At 64.9% G+C, this 15,115-nt stretch carries 15 protein-coding genes and 1 pseudogene; 15 read left to right on the top strand and 1 reads right to left on the bottom strand.

Going from position 1 to position 15,115, the window contains the following annotated elements:
* Positions 1-266 precede the first annotated feature (266 nt).
* From rpsF to FJ418_RS07055, 13 genes and pseudogenes are all read left to right on the top strand, one after another.
* Positions 267-764: a 30S ribosomal protein S6 gene (rpsF, locus tag FJ418_RS07120; protein WP_140644474.1), complete on the top strand. Its 498-nt coding sequence runs from the start codon at positions 267-269 to the stop codon at positions 762-764.
* Positions 764-1,012 (top strand): 30S ribosomal protein S18, encoded by a 249-nt coding sequence (gene rpsR / locus FJ418_RS07115; protein ID WP_006203718.1) that lies wholly within the window; start codon positions 764-766, stop codon positions 1,010-1,012. The genes rpsF and rpsR overlap by 1 nt, the downstream gene beginning before the upstream one ends.
* 210 nt (positions 1,013-1,222) lie before the next feature.
* A complete protein-coding gene (gene rplI / locus FJ418_RS07110) occupies positions 1,223-1,807 on the top strand; it encodes a 50S ribosomal protein L9 (protein WP_140651782.1) in 585 nt (194 codons plus the stop codon).
* Positions 1,808-2,050: 243 nt separating this feature from the next.
* Positions 2,051-3,337 (top strand): cyclopropane-fatty-acyl-phospholipid synthase family protein, encoded by a 1,287-nt coding sequence (locus tag FJ418_RS07105; RefSeq protein ID WP_140651780.1) that lies wholly within the window; start codon positions 2,051-2,053, stop codon positions 3,335-3,337.
* A gap of 67 nt (positions 3,338-3,404) precedes the next feature.
* Positions 3,405-3,728, top strand: a complete 324-nt coding sequence (locus FJ418_RS07100) for a YnfA family protein (RefSeq protein WP_140864484.1) — start codon at positions 3,405-3,407, stop codon at positions 3,726-3,728.
* A gap of 1 nt (position 3,729) precedes the next feature.
* Positions 3,730-4,695, top strand: a complete 966-nt coding sequence (locus FJ418_RS07095; protein ID WP_140864482.1) for a small ribosomal subunit Rsm22 family protein — start codon at positions 3,730-3,732, stop codon at positions 4,693-4,695.
* A 293-nt stretch (positions 4,696-4,988) separates the two neighbouring features.
* On the top strand, positions 4,989-6,479 hold the full coding sequence (locus FJ418_RS07090) for a replicative DNA helicase (RefSeq protein WP_140644469.1): 1,491 nt from the start codon (positions 4,989-4,991) through the stop codon (positions 6,477-6,479).
* 222 nt (positions 6,480-6,701) lie between these two features.
* Positions 6,702-8,105 (top strand): DNA repair protein RadA, encoded by a 1,404-nt coding sequence (gene radA / locus FJ418_RS07080; protein ID WP_140703144.1) that lies wholly within the window; start codon positions 6,702-6,704, stop codon positions 8,103-8,105.
* A 41-nt stretch (positions 8,106-8,146) separates the two neighbouring features.
* Positions 8,147-8,827 carry a CvpA family protein gene (locus FJ418_RS07075; RefSeq protein WP_140644467.1) on the top strand — a complete coding sequence of 227 codons (681 nt, stop codon included), beginning with the start codon at positions 8,147-8,149 and terminating at the stop codon, positions 8,825-8,827.
* A 100-nt stretch (positions 8,828-8,927) separates the two neighbouring features.
* Positions 8,928-10,409 carry an amidophosphoribosyltransferase gene (gene purF, locus FJ418_RS07070; protein WP_140644466.1) on the top strand — a complete coding sequence of 494 codons (1,482 nt, stop codon included), beginning with the start codon at positions 8,928-8,930 and terminating at the stop codon, positions 10,407-10,409.
* A gap of 27 nt (positions 10,410-10,436) precedes the next feature.
* On the top strand, positions 10,437-11,180 hold the full coding sequence (locus FJ418_RS07065; RefSeq protein WP_140864481.1) for an SDR family NAD(P)-dependent oxidoreductase: 744 nt from the start codon (positions 10,437-10,439) through the stop codon (positions 11,178-11,180).
* 112 nt (positions 11,181-11,292) lie between these two features.
* Positions 11,293-11,603, top strand: a pseudogene (locus FJ418_RS07060) (hypothetical protein); the annotation flags it as partial.
* Between the two features lie 135 nt (positions 11,604-11,738).
* A complete protein-coding gene (locus FJ418_RS07055) occupies positions 11,739-11,963 on the top strand; it encodes a hypothetical protein (RefSeq protein WP_027165524.1) in 225 nt (74 codons plus the stop codon).
* A 50-nt stretch (positions 11,964-12,013) separates the two neighbouring features.
* Here the strand turns inward: FJ418_RS07055 and FJ418_RS07050 are convergent, their stop codons facing one another.
* Positions 12,014-12,520 (bottom strand): OsmC family protein, encoded by a 507-nt coding sequence (locus tag FJ418_RS07050; RefSeq protein WP_140644464.1) that lies wholly within the window; start codon positions 12,518-12,520, stop codon positions 12,014-12,016.
* A 297-nt stretch (positions 12,521-12,817) separates the two neighbouring features.
* Between FJ418_RS07050 and aguA the strand changes: the two genes are divergently transcribed.
* Both aguA and FJ418_RS07040 read left to right on the top strand, forming a co-directional pair.
* Positions 12,818-13,924 (top strand): agmatine deiminase, encoded by a 1,107-nt coding sequence (gene aguA / locus FJ418_RS07045; RefSeq protein ID WP_140864479.1) that lies wholly within the window; start codon positions 12,818-12,820, stop codon positions 13,922-13,924.
* Positions 13,925-14,014: 90 nt separating this feature from the next.
* Positions 14,015-15,115 carry a polyamine ABC transporter substrate-binding protein gene (locus FJ418_RS07040; protein ID WP_140864477.1) on the top strand — a complete coding sequence of 367 codons (1,101 nt, stop codon included), beginning with the start codon at positions 14,015-14,017 and terminating at the stop codon, positions 15,113-15,115.

Genomic DNA, 15,115 nt, shown 5'->3' with positions numbered 1-15,115 from the left:
GGCACTACGTGGCCTTGCCTTCGCTGGAAATTGCTGTATAGACCCCCGCAATCTGCCGGTCCTTGCTGGGGGCTGAACGGAGGGCCGTGGCCTTTTCGAAGGTCGCGACACGAAGCCAGAAGGGCTTCCGGCCTCCCGTGTCTCCGCTCTCGACCGTCTCGTGATGCTCCTTTCTTCCCCGCTCTTTCGCGACCGGGTCAGACAAGTTGCAGAGGCTTAGCCGCGAGGGCCGGTGTGAGAGAAACGAAGAAAGGCACTAAAACATAATGGCTCTTTACGAACATGTGTTTCTTGCCCGGCAGGACCTGTCGCAGCAGCAGGTTGATGCGCTTGTCGAACAGTACAAGGGCGTCATCACGGCGAATGGCGGATCGGTCGGCCGGATCGAGAACTGGGGGCTGAAGTCCCTCACCTACCGGGTCAAGAAGAACCGGAAGGCTTACTACACGCTGATGGACATCACCTGCCCGCCGGCCGCGCTCAACGAAATGGAGCGCCAGATGGGCCTGTCGGAAGACGTCCTTCGCTTCCTCACCATCAAGGTGGAAGCGCATGAGGAAGGCGTCTCGGCGATGATGCAGAAGCGCGAAGAGCGTTCCGAGCGCGGCGGCTTCGGCGACCGCGACCGTGGCGATCGCGGCCCGCGTTCCTTCGGCGACCGCGACCGCGGCGACCGTGGTCCGCGTTCGTTCGGCGACCGCGATGGCGGTGGCGATCGTGGTCCGCGCCGTCCGCGCGAAGGCTTTGAAGGAGCTGCAGAATAATGGTCGACATCAACCAGATCCCGACCCGGCGTCCGTTCCATCGCCGCCGCAAGACCTGCCCGTTCTCCGGCGCCAACGCTCCGAAGATCGACTACAAGGACGTGCGTCTCCTGCAGCGCTACATTTCCGAGCGCGGCAAGATCGTGCCCTCGCGCATCACCGCCGTCAGCCAGAAGAAGCAGCGCGAGCTCGCCAAGGCGATCAAGCGCGCCCGCTTCCTAGGCCTGCTGCCCTACGTGGTTCGCTGATATTTCGAGCGGGCGGTTTGCCGCCCGCTCTTTTCACCGGCGCGACGGGCGTGTCGGATTGAGCATCAAATCCCGAGTTGGGGCCAATTGCCTCTAACTGCCCAGACAGGCAGGACAGCGACAAGAGCGGCTATGCCGCACCAAGCTTCCTGACCTGTTCCAGATCATTGCGCCAGTCTTTCGGCCGGCGCCAACCGAAGGAACGAAACCATGGAAGTCATTCTCCTCGAGCGCATTTCCCGCCTCGGCCAGATGGGCGAGACCGTCAAGGTCAAGGACGGGTTCGCCCGCAATTTCCTGCTGCCGCAGGGCAAGGCGCTGCGCGCCAACGAAGCCAACAAGAAGAAGTTCGAGGGCCAGCGCGCCCAGCTCGAAGCCCGCAACCTGGAGCGTAAGTCGGAAGCCACGCAGGTCGCCGAGAAGCTCGACGGCAAGAGCTTCATCGTCGTGCGCTCGGCCGGCGAGACCGGCCAGCTCTACGGCTCGGTGTCGACGCGCGACATCGCCGATCTGCTGATCGCCGAAGGCTTCACCGTCAACCGCAACCAGATCGAGCTCAACCAGCCGATCAAGACCATCGGCCTCTCCAATGTGGCGATCGCGCTGCATCCGGAAGTCGAGGTCACGGTGACCCTCAACGTCGCCCGTTCGGCCGACGAGGCGGAGCGCCAGTCCAAGGGCGAGATGCTGACCACAGCCGAAGCCATCTATGGCGACGACATCAACGACAACGCCCGGCCGGAGAATTTCTTCGACCCGAACGCCGAATTCGAAGGCGGCGAAGAGAACGCCTGATTTTCGGGCTCTGACCGGCACATCCTCCGAAGCGTCGCTTCGGTTCGCAGGCGTCCAGGATTTCTGGACCAACGCCCGGGTCTCCGACCCGGGCTTTTTTGTGCCAAAAGGAACTTTTCGACACCCTATATCTTGTGCACATTACAGCGTGGCGCGTCGATTGGACGCGGGCGACGCGCTGAGGCATTCGATCTGGCATTCCAGTCCGATTACCGGGTGATCCGACTGAGGGGACATTTGGTCATGAATATCCTGTTGAAACACGTTCTCGAACGCCTGGTTCGGGTTGGCGACCTCAAGGTGACCGGCCCAAAGGGCACGACGCACAAATTCGGCGACGGTAGCGGCGAGCCGGTGCATATCCATATCAAGACCATGCATGCCGAGCGCGCCATCACCTTCGATCCGATGCTGGCGGTGCCCGAAGCCTATATGGACGGCGAGCTTGATGTTCCCGAGGGCGGCGTTCTCGGGCTGATGCGCATCGCTTTCCAGAACATGGGCTCGAGCGGCATCGACGTGTCGTGGTCGAAGGCGATCGAGGGGCTGCGCCACGCCTTCCGGCGGCTGCAGCAGATCAATACGGCAACACGCTCGCGCCGCAACGTGCAGCGCCATTACGATCTCTCCGGCGAACTCTACAAGCTCTTCCTCGACGAGGACATGCAATATTCCTGCGCCTATTTCGAGCAGCCGGACATGACGCTGGACGAAGCGCAGGCCGCCAAGAAACGCCATATCGCCGCCAAGCTCCGGCTCAAGGCAGGCCAGACCGTGCTCGACATCGGCTCCGGCTGGGGCGGCCTCGGCCTCTATCTCGCCAAAGCTTTCGACGTCGACGTGCAGGGCGTCACGCTGTCCACCGAACAGCATGGTGTCGCCACCGACCGCGCCCACGCGCTGGGTCTCCAGGACCGGGTGCATTTCGAGCTCAAAGACTACCGTGCGCTGAACGAACGCTTCGACCGCATCGTCTCGGTCGGCATGTTCGAGCATGTCGGCGTCAACCACTACCGCACCTTCTTCGACAAGGCCTCAACTCTGCTCAAGCCGGACGGGGTGATGCTGCTGCACACGATCGGCCGTTCCGGCGTGCCGTGGGCGACCAGCGCCTTCGTCCGCAAATACATCTTCCCAGGCGGCTACATCCCGGCGATGTCGGAGGTGATGCCGGCGATCGAGAAGTCGGGCCTCGTCGTCACCGACATCGAAATCCTGCGGCTGCACTATGCCGACACGCTCAAGCACTGGGGCGAGCGCTTCGCCGCCAACCGCGACAAGGCCAAGGCGATCTATGACGAGCGCTTCTGCCGCATGTGGGAGTTCTATCTCGCCGCCTCGGAGGCCGCCTTCCGCTGGCAGGACTTGGTGATCTTCCAGTTCCAGCTCGCCAAGGTGAACGACACACTGCCGGTGACACGCGACTACATGGCCAAATGCGAGAAAGCCCTGGAGCTGCGCGATATCGGGCACAAGGAGCCGGCGGCGCCGGCCCCCTCCAAGCCGACCCGCCGCAAGAAGGTGGAATAGACACGCATTGCCGCTTGCCATTGCGGCCTGACGCCACGAAAAAGGTCTCGTTCGCGAGACCTTTTTCATGACCTATCTCATCTACATCGCAGCCGCGCTTACCGAAATCGCCGGCTGCTTTTCCTTCTGGGCGTGGTGGCGGCTGGAAAAGTCGGCGCTCTGGCTTCTCCCCGGTCTCGCCTCGCTGGCGCTGTTCGCCTTGCTGCTGTCGCTGGCCGACACGGATGCGGCGGGCCGCGCCTATGCCGCCTATGGCGGCATCTACATCGCCGCCTCGCTCGGCTGGCTGTGGCTGGTCGAGGGCGTGCGCCCCGACCGCTGGGATCTGGCCGGCGCTGCGCTCTGCATCGCCGGAGCCTCGGTCATCCTGCTCGCGCCGCGGGGAGCCTGAGATGGAACTGCCCGCCCCGCTCCGCCAAGGCGTCGACGGCTTGCTCGAGAAGGTGCCGCTGCCGGCGCTCAAGCAGGCCGCCAAGACGCTGTCGGATCGCTACCGCGCCGAGTTGCGCGACGGCCGCCTGCATATGGGCGAGGAGATGGCGGTCAAGGCCTATCTGGCGACTCGGCTGCCCGCCACCTATGCCGCCGTGCGCGCCAGCCTCGAGGCGTTGAGCGAGGCCCGCCCCGACTTTCGGCCGGCGAGCCTGCTCGACATTGGCGCCGGACCTGGCACCATGCTTTGGGCCACGACTGACGCCTGGCCTGAACTGGAACGGGCGGTGCTGGTCGAGGCAAGCGCTGCCGTGCGCAAGGTCGGCCAGTCGCTCGCGGAAGGCGCAATTACCGCCCGCACCGAATGGATCGCCGGCGACGCCACCATCGATCTTGATGGCATCATGCCCGCCGACCTCGTCAGCGCCGCCTATGTGCTGGACGAGATCGTGCCTCTGTCGCTGCCGAAGCTCATCGACCGCCTCTGGCGGCTCACGGCCGACACGCTCATCCTCGTCGAGCCCGGCACGCCCGCCGGCTGGCAGCGCATTCTTGCGGCACGGCAACAGCTGATCGAGGCGGGAGCGCACCTGCTGGCGCCCTGCCCGCATGCGGTGCCCTGCCCGCTCACGCCGCCCGACTGGTGCCATTTCGCACGCCGCGTCGCGCGTTCGCGCCTGCATCGTCTCGTCAAGGAAGCCGAAGTGCCGTGGGAAGACGAGAAGTTCATTTACCTCGCCGCTTCCCGGCAGCCGGCGCCGACGCGTGCCGCACGGGTGATCGCGCCGCCTAAAGGTGGCTCCGGCAAGGTGGCGCTGAAACTGTGCCGGCCTGACGGCAGCGCCGGCGAGCGCCTGTTCAGCAAGCGCGACGGCGATGCCTTCAAGGCCGCGCGGCGGGCTGACTGGGGCGACACGCTGGACTGAGCTGCGTAGGCCGACGGCACCGCGCCGTCGAACCACTGAACACCTGGCAGGCGCGCGCCCCATGCGATCTTGCTCGATGAAATTGTTCTTGCTTTGTTCGGCAACCGCCGATAGGAATCACGGCTTGCCGAGTCAAATGGAATCGGGCCACCGGAATACTGTCCTGTGGATGGTTTGCTGATCCTGTGAACATTGGGCATCAAGCTGGTTGGACCGAGGAGTGTTGCAGAAAGGTCAGCACCGAATCTTCCCGTTCTGGTATCGAGGAAAGCGGGATCGAAATCGGGGACATCATGGCAGAGGCGGCACTGAAATTCGGCGCGGCGGAAACGCCGCTTTATCGCGAGGCACCGAACAACATCGAGGCCGAGCAGGCGCTGCTCGGCGCCATCCTCGTCAACAACGACGCGTTCTACCGCGTCTCGGATTTCCTGAAGCCGGCGCATTTCCACGAGCCGTTGCACCGCCGCATCTTCGAGGTTGCGGCCGAGCTCATCCGCATGGGCAAGATCGCGACGCCGATCACGTTGAAGACCTTCCTGCCGGCCGACGAGAAGGTCGGCGACATGACGGTGGCGCAATATGTCGTGCGGCTTGCTGTCGAGGCCGTCACCGTCGTCAACGCCACCGACTATGGCCGCGCCATCTACGACCTCGCGACGCGCCGCGCGCTGATCACCGTCGGCGAGGACATGGTCAACATCGCCTATGACGCGCCGGTCGACATGTCGCCCTCCGACCAGATCGAGGACGCCGAGCGGCGGCTGTTCGAGCTCGCCGAGACCGGCCGCTATGACGGCGGCTTCGAAAGCTTCAACGACGCGGTCAAGACCGCCGTCGACATGGCCAACGCCGCCTATATGCGCGACGGCCATCTGTCGGGCATCGCCACCGGCCTGCGCGACCTCGATCGCCGCATGGGCGGCCTGCAGCCCTCCGACCTGATCGTGCTCGCCGGACGTCCGGGCATGGGCAAGACCTCCCTGGCCACCAACATCGCCTTCAACATCGCCGAGGCTTACGTTCCGGCGCAGCAGGCCGATGGCAGCTTCAAGGCCGCCAATGGCGGCGTCGTCGGCTTCTTCTCGCTCGAAATGTCGTCGGAGCAGCTCGCCACCCGCATCATCTCCGAGCAGACCGAGATCTCGTCGTCAAAAATCCGCCGCGGCGAGATCACCGAGATGGATTTCGAGAAGCTCGTCGCCTGCTCGCAGACGATGCAGAAGATCCCGCTGTTCATCGACCAGACCGGCGGTATTTCGATCGCGCAGCTTTCCGCCCGCGCGCGGCGCCTGAAGCGCCAGCGCGGCCTCGACCTCATCGTCATCGATTACATCCAGCTGATGCAGGGCTCCTCCGCCCGCGCCTCGCAGAACCGCGTGCAGGAAATCACCGAGATCACCACGGGCCTGAAGGCTTTGGCCAAGGAGCTCGGCGTGCCGATCATCGCGCTGTCGCAGCTGTCGCGCCAGGTGGAAAGCCGCGACGACAAGCGCCCGCAGCTGTCGGACCTGCGCGAATCCGGCTCCATCGAGCAGGACGCCGACGTGGTGCTGTTCGTCTATCGCGAGGAATATTACCTCAAGAACCGCGAACCGAAGATCGGCACCGAGGAATACGTCAAGTGGGAAAACGAGATGAACGAGGCGCGCGGCAAGGCCGAATGCATCGTTGCCAAGCAGCGCCACGGACCGACCGGCACCGTCAGCCTCGCCTTCCACGGCGAGTTCACGCGGTTCTCGGATTTGGCCGAGGAGCACCATCTGCCGGAGAGGTTTGAGTAGGTTTTTGACCCACCGTCGCGCTCTGTCACACCCCCCTCTGTCCTGCCGGACATCTCCCCCGCAAGGGGGGAGATTGACCGTCGCGTCGGCTTTCGCCAATCGCCGACGCTGCAAGATGGGCGCCGTCGGCCAAACTGCTGATCTCCCCCCTTGCGGGGGAGATGGCCGGCAGGCCAGAGGGGGGTGTGAAGGAACGCCGACCTTCGGCGGTTGGCGCCCCTAATGGCCAAGTCCCGCGTCCAGTTCATCTGCCAGAATTGCGGATCGGTGCATCAGCGCTGGGCGGGTAAATGCGATGCCTGCGGCGAGTGGAACACGCTCGTCGAGGAAGGCACGTCCGGCGGCATCGGCTCGGGGCCGACCAACGCGCGCAATGCTCGCAAGGGCCGCGCCGTGGTGCTGACCAGCCTTTCGGGCGACATCGAGGACGCGCCGCGCATCGTCTCGGGCATCGGCGAGCTCGACCGCGCGACCGGCGGCGGCTTCGTGCGCGGCTCGGCGCTTCTGGTCGGCGGCGATCCCGGCATCGGCAAGTCGACGCTCTTGACGCAGGCGGCCGCGGCACTTGCCTCGAAGGGCCATCGCATCGTCTATGTCTCGGGCGAGGAAGCGGTGGCGCAGATCAGGCTGAGAGCGCAACGCCTCGGCGTCGCCTCGACGCCGGTCGAGCTTGCCGCCGAAACCAATGTCGAGGACATCCTCGCGACCATCGCCGACGGCAAGCGGCCGGACCTCGTCATCCTCGATTCGATCCAGACGCTGTGGACGGACCTTGCCGATTCGGCGCCGGGCACCGTCACCCAGGTGCGCGCCGCCGCCCAGGCGATGATCCGCTACGCGAAATCCACAGGCGCGGCGATCGTGCTCGTCGGCCATGTCACCAAGGAAGGCCAGATCGCGGGCCCTCGCGTCGTCGAGCACATGGTCGACGGCGTGCTCTATTTCGAGGGCGAGGGCAATCATCACTTCCGCATCCTGCGCACGGTGAAGAACCGCTTTGGGCCGACCGACGAGATCGGCGTGTTCGAAATGTCGGACAAGGGCCTGCGCGAGGTCTCCAATCCATCCGAGCTGTTTCTAGGCGAACGCCACTCGAAATCGCCGGGCGCCGCGGTTTTCGCCGGCATGGAGGGCACCAGGCCGGTGCTGGTCGAGATCCAGGCGCTGGTCGCGCCCTCCTCGCTCGGCACGCCGCGCCGCGCCGTTGTCGGCTGGGACGGCGCGCGGCTGTCGATGGTGCTCGCCGTGCTCGAGGCGCATTGCGGCGTCCGCTTCGGCCAGCACGACGTCTATCTCAACGTCGCCGGCGGCTACCGGATCTCGGAACCGGCGGCCGATCTCGCGGTCGCCGCCGCACTGGTTTCATCGCTCACCGGTCTTGCCCTTCCCGCCGATTGCGTCTATTTCGGCGAAATCAGCCTATCGGGCGCGGTGAGGCCGGTTGCGCATGCGCAGCAGCGCCTCAAGGAAGCCGAAAAGCTGGGTTTTGGAAGCGCGGTGCTGCCGCTCGGCAGCGAGGAACTTGCCGGGGGGATCGGGGCCGGCGCGTTTCAGCCCACCGAGCTTGCCGACCTTGTGGCGCGCATAGCCGGCTCACGGCGCGGCCGTGCCGACGACGCGGAGTGATGCGGCTCGTCGGGCCAAAGACAGGAAGTGGGGCGAGAACCATGCCGATTACGCTGCTTGACGGAATCCTCGTCGGCTTCACCCTGGTCTCAGCAATGCTCGCCATGGTGCGCGGCTTCTCCCGCGAAGTGCTCTCCGTGGTTTCCTGGGCGGCGGCGGCGGCCGCGGCGTTCTTCTTCTACAAGCCTGTCCTGCCCTATGTTCAGCCCTATGTCGACAACGACAAGATCGCGATGGCGGCTTCGGCGGGCGTCGTCTTCCTCATCGCGCTGATCGTCGTCTCCGTCATCACCATGAAGCTCGCCGACTGGATCATCGATTCGCGCATCGGCGCGCTCGACCGCACCCTCGGCTTCCTCTACGGCGCGGCGCGCGGCATCCTGGTGGTCGCGGTGGCGCTGCTGTTCTTCAACTGGCTGGCCGGCGCCAAGGCGCCTGCCTGGATCGCCAACGCCAAGTCGCGGCCGCTGCTCGAGACGATCGGCGCCAAGCTCGAAAGCGTGCTGCCGGAAAACACCGAGGAACTGGTCAACAAATACACGCATAAGGGCACGCCGCAGGCCGGCGCGCCGGCCACTGGCGACCAGCCAGCGGCAGAGCCGCCGGCGGCCGGTGACGACAACGCGCCGGCGCCCGACGACAGCGAAGGGGATGCCCCGGCCGACAACGAGCCGGCCAGCCCCGCGCCAGCCCCTGCCCCGGCTCCAGCGCCGGCAAACTGATTGCAAGCCGGCCTGTGCCGGTTGTGAATGCGAGAAAGCGTGCGTTGCGTTCGGCAAGCGATCGCCTTATATGGCGGCTTTAGCGGAGCTTGAGCACCAGATGGCAGACTCAACGGCAGATAGAGGCAAAGTCCTTTCCGCCGAGGCCGACGACCATTTCCACGACGAATGCGGCGTGTTCGGCATCTTCGGCCGGCAGGACGCGGCAGCCATCGTCACACTCGGGCTGCACGCCCTGCAGCACCGCGGCCAGGAAGCCGCCGGCATCGTCTCCTATGACGGCACGCAGTTCCATGTCGAACGCCATGTCGGCCTGATCGGCGATACCTTCACCAAACAGCGCGTCATCGACAGCCTGCAAGGCAACCGCGCCATCGGCCACACGCGCTACGCCACCACGGGCGGCGCCGGCCTGCGCAACATCCAGCCCTTCTTCGCCGAGCTTGCCGATGGCGGCTTTGCCGTCGCCCATAACGGCAATCTGACCAACGCCATGACCGTGCAGCGCGCGCTGCAGAAGCAAGGCGCTATCTTCTCCTCGACCTCCGACACCGAGACGCTGCTGCATCTGGTCGCCACCAGCAAGGAGCGCGACCTCAACTCGCGCTTCATCGACGCGGTGCGGCAGGTCGAAGGCGCCTTCTCGCTGGTGGCGATGACCGCCAAGAAGATGATCGGGTGCCGCGATCCGCTCGGCATCCGGCCGCTGGTGCTGGGCGACCTCGACGGCGCCTGGATCCTCGCCTCCGAAACCTGCGCGCTCGACATCATCGGCGCCCGCTTCGTGCGCGACATCAAGCCGGGCGAAATGGTGGTCATCACCGCCAAGGGCATCGAGAGCCTGTTCCCGTTCGAGCCGCAGAAGACCCGCTTCTGCATCTTCGAATATGTCTATTTCGCGCGGCCGGACTCCTCGGTCGAAGGCCGTAATGTCTACGAAGTGCGCAAGCGCATCGGGGCGGAACTGGCGCAGGAAAACCCGGTCGAGGCCGACATCGTCGTGCCGGTGCCGGATTCCGGCACGCCGGCCGCGATCGGCTTTTCCCAGGCCGCGGGCATTCCCTTCGAGCTCGGCATCATCCGCAACCATTATGTCGGGCGCACTTTCATCCAGCCGGGCGATTCCATCCGCCACATGGGCGTGAAGCTGAAGCACAACGCCAACCGCCGCATGATCGAGGGCAAGCGGGTTGTGCTCGTCGACGATTCCATCGTGCGCGGCACCACCAGCCAGAAGATCGTGCAGATGGTGCGCGATGCCGGCGCCAGGGAAGTGCATATGCGCATAGCCTCGCCGCCGACCAGCGCGTCCTGCTTTTATGGCGTCGACACGCCGGAGAAGTCGAAGCTCTTGGCATCGCGCATGTCGGTCGAGGAGATGGCCGAGTTCATCCGCGTCGATTCGCTCGGCTTCCTGTCGATCGACGGGCTCTACCGCGCCGTCGGCGAGGCCGGCCGCGACAACGAGCAACCGCAATTCTGCGACGCCTGCTTCACCGGACAATACCCCACCCGCCTGCTCGACTTCGAAGGCCACGACAATGTGCGCACGCTGTCGCTGCTGGCGAATAGCGGGGCGTAGGCCGCATCACCTTACGGAACTGCCTGCATGACCCTCGACCTTTCCGGCCGCGTCGCGGTCATAACCGGCGCCTCGCGCGGTATCGGCTATTTCATCGCCAGGGAGTTGGCGGCAGCCGGCGCGCATGTGATCGCGGTGGCGCGCACGGTCGGCGGGCTGGAAGAGCTGGACGACCAGATCAAGGCCGATGGCCGCGGCCAGGCGACGCTGGTGCCGCTCGATCTTGCCGACATGGCCGGCATCGACCGTCTGGGCGGCGCCATCCACGAGCGCTGGGGCAAGCTGGATATCTTGGTTGCCAATGCCGGTGTGCTTGGCGTGATCTCGCCGATCGGCCATGTCGAAGCCAAGACCTTCGAGAAGGTGATGACCATCAACGTCACCTCGACCTGGCGGCTGATCCGTTCGGTCGACCCGCTGCTCAGGCTCTCCGATGCCGGCCGCGCCATTATTCTCTCCTCCAACACGGCGCATTCGGCGCGCGCGTTCTGGGCGCCCTATGCGGCTTCCAAGGCGGCGGTCGAGACGATGATGCGTTCCTGGGCGCATGAGACCGAGACCCTGGCACTGCGGGTGAACGCCGCCGATCCGGGCGCGACCCGGACCGCGATGCGTGCCCAGGCCATGCCCGGCGAGGATCCGGAGACACTGCCGCATCCGTCCGAGATCGCCAGGCGCATCGTGCCGCTGGCCAGCCCCGAACTGAAGGAAACCGGGCTGATCTTCCAGGCCAAGCACAACCGCTTCGTCGCCTACCGTCAGCCGGAATAGACTTGAGTTTTAGGCGGATGAAATAGCGCTGCGGCTACGTTCTTCGAATGTAGGACATCGAAGCCGGAGGATCGACATGCGCAGACTTCTTCTCGTTGCCGCCACCGCCGGCATCACCAAGCAGACGGCGCTGACTGAATAGGGCGAGACGATCAACGGCCGCGGCGACACGCCGAACCGCCACGACATGCTGACCGGCTCCAAGCCAGACGGCGCCAGGATCGCAGACCAGACCTGCGGCGACTGGACGATGAGCGGCGCCAGGGCACCGCCATGATAGGCCATCACGATCGAACCGGGCTCGACGATTCGGCGGCGGCGAAGTCGTGGAATTCCTCGCATGCCTCGCGCGGCGGCTGCAGCCAGGAGGCGCTCAAGGGCACCGGTGGCGACGGGCGGTTCTACTGCTTCGCGGTCGGGTGAGCCGGGTCGCGACCCTCTATTCACGGGTCTGTGACCGGGGCGGCGAAAGCGTGTGCCGCCGCCCCGCTTTCGCCGCCCCAAGGGAGTTGCTAGGATCGGTCCGACTCCGACATTTCAGCAAAGCGAGGAATTCCCATGGCTGCTACTCCCAGCGTAGCGTTGGTCTGGTATCTGGTGATTGCCGGCCCGCAAGGCGGCATGGTGGTGCTGCCCAGCACCTTCGACACCCGCGAACAGTGCACCAACGCCGTCACCGAATATCAGAAGCAGCCGACGCCTCAGGGCTGGGCCGTGCAATGCGTGCCGAGCGCCTCGCCTTTCACCGATGAAGGGGATGCGGAGACCCCGTCGGCTCAGTAGCGCGAGGCGTCGGCGCTGCTGATCTCCTCCCTTGGGCGAGATCAGCTGTGTCAACGCCCTGCGCTCACACTCAACACCGGCTTGTTGTTGATCGTCTGGAACACCACGCAATACCGCTCGGTGAGCTTCATGAGCGAATCGATGCGCTCCTGCGGCTCGTCGGTGTCGAGGTTGAATTTCAGCCTTATCTCGCGAAAACCGACCGGCGCGTCGCGGGCGACGCCGAGCGTGCCGCGGAAATCGAGGTCGCCCTCGGCCTCGACTGTGGCGTTGCCGAGCTTGAACTCCAGCGCTGTCGCCACAGCTTTCAGCGTCACGCCGGCGCACGCGACCAGCGCCTCCAGAAGCATGTCGCCCGAGCATAGCTCAAGGCCCGAGCCGCCGGTGGCCGGATGAAGCCCGGCGACAGCGAGCGCCCTGCCCGTCTCCACCTTGCAGGCAATCGACTGATCGTCGAGCGTTCCGCGCGCCTTGAGCGTGATCAGCGCCCTGGCGGCGTCGTCGCGATAGGCTTCCTTCAGCGGAGCCTGCATGGCCTTGAGTGCGGTCGCGTCCATTGCCTGTCCTTTTCGTCGACTTGTTGCTGCATCGGCATTCGCCGTCCGATCGAGATTTGCCCCGATCGATCGGCAAGGCAATGCATTTATCCCGCCGCCGTTCCGGCCCAGGTCTTCGCCATTGCAGGGAACGGCGGGCGGCCCTGCTTCCTTGGTCCGTGGCAATCCGCGAAAACATTCCCTCTGCTTGATTTGTTCCAGCCGGCATCCGGCTATCCCAAATGGGACATTGACGGACGACGCCCCGAAAAAGTCTGATCCGGGCGAGTGTCGTCCGCCATTTTCCGGTGCCCCCACATGCCACGTACCCTTTCGACGAAGCCGAAACAGGACGGATTTCGCGCGCCCGGCGAGTTCGAGCCCAAATCGGGGTGTTGGCTGATCTGGCCGGAGCGGCCGGACACCTGGCGCCTCGGCGCCAAGCCGGCGCAGAAGCTGTTTGCCAATGTCGCAGCGGCGATCGCGCAAAGCGAGCCGGTGACGGTGGCGGCATCCAGCCGGCAGTGGCAGAACGCCAGGACCCGGTTGCCGGAGCATGTGCGCGTGGTGGAGATGTCCACCAACGATTCCTGGCTGCGCGACAGCGGCCCGAATTTCGTCGTCAACGATCAAGGCTCCGTGCGCGGCGTCGATTGGACCTTCAACGCCTATGGCGGTTTCGATGGCGGGCTCTACGCGCCATGGGACCTGGACGACCTGGCGGCGCAAAAGCTGCTCGAAATCGAGAGGATGGATCGTTATCGCGCGCCGCTGATCGCCGAGGGCGGAGGCCTGCAATGCGACGGACAGGGCACGCTCATCACCACGGAGCAATGCCTGCTCAATCGAAATCGCAACGCCCATCTCGGCAAGGCCGAGGTGGAACGGCAACTGGGCGACTATCTCGGCGTCAACACCATCATCTGGCTGCCCCGCGGCTTTGCGTTCGACGAGACGGACGGCCATGTCGACGATGTCTGCTGCTTCGTGCGCCCCGGCGTGGTCGCGTTGAGCTGGACCGACAATCGCGACGATCCGCAATATGAGATCGTGCGGGAAGCCGAGGAAGTGCTGCGCTCGGCCCGCGACGCGCGTGGCCATGCCCTCGAGGTGCATCGTCTGCCTCATCCCATGCCGATCGAGATGACGCCGGAAGAAAGCGAGAGCCTGGACCGGCTCGATTCGGCCTGGGCGCGACCGGCCGGCAACCGGATCGCGGCGAGCTACATCAACTACTATCCGGGCAACAGCGTCGTGGTCGTGCCAGAGTTCGGCTCCGGCCTCGATGTGAAGGCAAAGGCAAAGCTGGCCGAGCTGTTCCCCGACCACAGAATAGTCGGCATCGAGAACTCCCGCGAGATTTTGCTGGGTGGCGGCAATGTCGCCTGCATCACCTTGCCGGTCTATGCCCCACAACGACGTTGAGCGAAAGCGAACGCCGGCTAACCGGCCGCGAAACGGAACTGAGGGCTGAGCGATCCATCGGTGCCAGCCCAGGCGAAAAGGAGGAGATTCATGCGCGCCCTGATCCTGTCAACGCTGCTTACCGGCCTCGCCTGCGGCATCGCCAGCATGGCTTCGGCGGACGAGGAAAAAGTCGTCAACGTCTACAACTGGTCGGACTACATCGCGCCGGACACCGCCGAGAAGTTCGAGAAGGAGACGGGCATCAAGGTTCGCTACGATGTCTATGACGGCAACGAGGTGCTCGAGACAAAGCTGCTCGCCGGCGGCTCCGGATATGACGTGGTCTATCCTTCGGCCTATCCGTTCCTGAAGAACCAGGTGAAGGCGGGGGCCTTCCTGGAGCTCGACACGTCCAAGCTCGCAAACCACGCGAAGATCGATCCGCAGGCACTTTCGCTGATCGCCGGCGCGGACCCGCAAAACAAGCATGCCGTGCCCTATATGGCCGTCACCGACGGCATCGGCTACAACGTCGCCGCGGTGAAGCAGCGGCTGCCGGACGCGCCGACAAATTCCTTCGCCATGGTCTTCGACGTCGACGTCGTCAAGAAGCTCTCCGATTGCGGCGTGGCGATGATCGACGCGCCGGCTGAAGTCATTCCGATGGCGCTGAATTATCTTCATATCGACCCCCGGTCGACCAGTCCCGACGACCTTGCCAAGGTCGAGGAACTGATGGCCAAGGTGCGGCCCTACATCCGCTATTTCCACTCCTCGAAATACATAAACGACCTGGCGAACGGCGACATCTGCGTCGTGCTTGGCTGGTCGGGCGACATACTTCAGGCAAGGACGCGTGCCGCCGAATCCACCAAGAAGCTGGAGATCGCCTATTCCATTCCGAAGGAAGGCACGCTCATCAACTTCGATACGATGGCGGTGCCGAAGGATGCGCCGCACCCCGACAACGCCATGGCCTGGATCAACTTCAACCTGCGGCCCGATATCGCCGCTGCCAACTCCAGCTATGTCTCCTATGCCAACGCGATACCGGATTCCCTGCCGCTGATGGACAAGGCGATAGCCAGCGACCCCGGCGTCTTTCCTCCCGACGACGTGAAGGCCAAGCTGTTCGTGGTCGACAACAGCGACGCGAAGCTGCTGCGGTCTCAAAATCGTATGTGGACGCGTGTGGTGACGGGGCAGTAG

This window comes from Mesorhizobium sp. B2-8-3 (genome assembly GCF_006440815.1).
In the GTDB taxonomy this organism is placed as follows: domain Bacteria; phylum Pseudomonadota; class Alphaproteobacteria; order Rhizobiales; family Rhizobiaceae; genus Mesorhizobium.
The sequence above is the reverse complement of the archived record's forward strand: the minus strand, read 5'-3'. Positions and strand labels throughout refer to the sequence as shown.

What these genes read in the sequence shown, in the direction of transcription:
- rpsF (WP_140644474.1), top strand. Translation starts at nt 267, where the DNA reads ATGGCTCTTTACGAACATGTGTTTCTTGCCCGGCAGGACCTGTCGCAG.
- rpsR (WP_006203718.1), top strand. Translation starts at nt 764, where the DNA reads ATGGTCGACATCAACCAGATCCCGACCCGGCGTCCGTTCCATCGCCGC.
- rplI (WP_140651782.1), top strand. Translation starts at nt 1,223, where the DNA reads ATGGAAGTCATTCTCCTCGAGCGCATTTCCCGCCTCGGCCAGATGGGC.
- FJ418_RS07105 (WP_140651780.1), top strand. Translation starts at nt 2,051, where the DNA reads ATGAATATCCTGTTGAAACACGTTCTCGAACGCCTGGTTCGGGTTGGC.
- FJ418_RS07100 (WP_140864484.1), top strand. Translation starts at nt 3,405, where the DNA reads ATGACCTATCTCATCTACATCGCAGCCGCGCTTACCGAAATCGCCGGC.
- FJ418_RS07095 (WP_140864482.1), top strand. Translation starts at nt 3,730, where the DNA reads ATGGAACTGCCCGCCCCGCTCCGCCAAGGCGTCGACGGCTTGCTCGAG.
- FJ418_RS07090 (WP_140644469.1), top strand. Translation starts at nt 4,989, where the DNA reads ATGGCAGAGGCGGCACTGAAATTCGGCGCGGCGGAAACGCCGCTTTAT.
- radA (WP_140703144.1), top strand. Translation starts at nt 6,702, where the DNA reads ATGGCCAAGTCCCGCGTCCAGTTCATCTGCCAGAATTGCGGATCGGTG.
- FJ418_RS07075 (WP_140644467.1), top strand. Translation starts at nt 8,147, where the DNA reads ATGCCGATTACGCTGCTTGACGGAATCCTCGTCGGCTTCACCCTGGTC.
- purF (WP_140644466.1), top strand. Translation starts at nt 8,928, where the DNA reads ATGGCAGACTCAACGGCAGATAGAGGCAAAGTCCTTTCCGCCGAGGCC.
- FJ418_RS07065 (WP_140864481.1), top strand. Translation starts at nt 10,437, where the DNA reads ATGACCCTCGACCTTTCCGGCCGCGTCGCGGTCATAACCGGCGCCTCG.
- FJ418_RS07055 (WP_027165524.1), top strand. Translation starts at nt 11,739, where the DNA reads ATGGCTGCTACTCCCAGCGTAGCGTTGGTCTGGTATCTGGTGATTGCC.
- FJ418_RS07050 (WP_140644464.1), bottom strand. Translation starts at nt 12,520, where the DNA reads ATGGACGCGACCGCACTCAAGGCCATGCAGGCTCCGCTGAAGGAAGCC.
- aguA (WP_140864479.1), top strand. Translation starts at nt 12,818, where the DNA reads ATGCCACGTACCCTTTCGACGAAGCCGAAACAGGACGGATTTCGCGCG.
- FJ418_RS07040 (WP_140864477.1), top strand. Translation starts at nt 14,015, where the DNA reads ATGCGCGCCCTGATCCTGTCAACGCTGCTTACCGGCCTCGCCTGCGGC.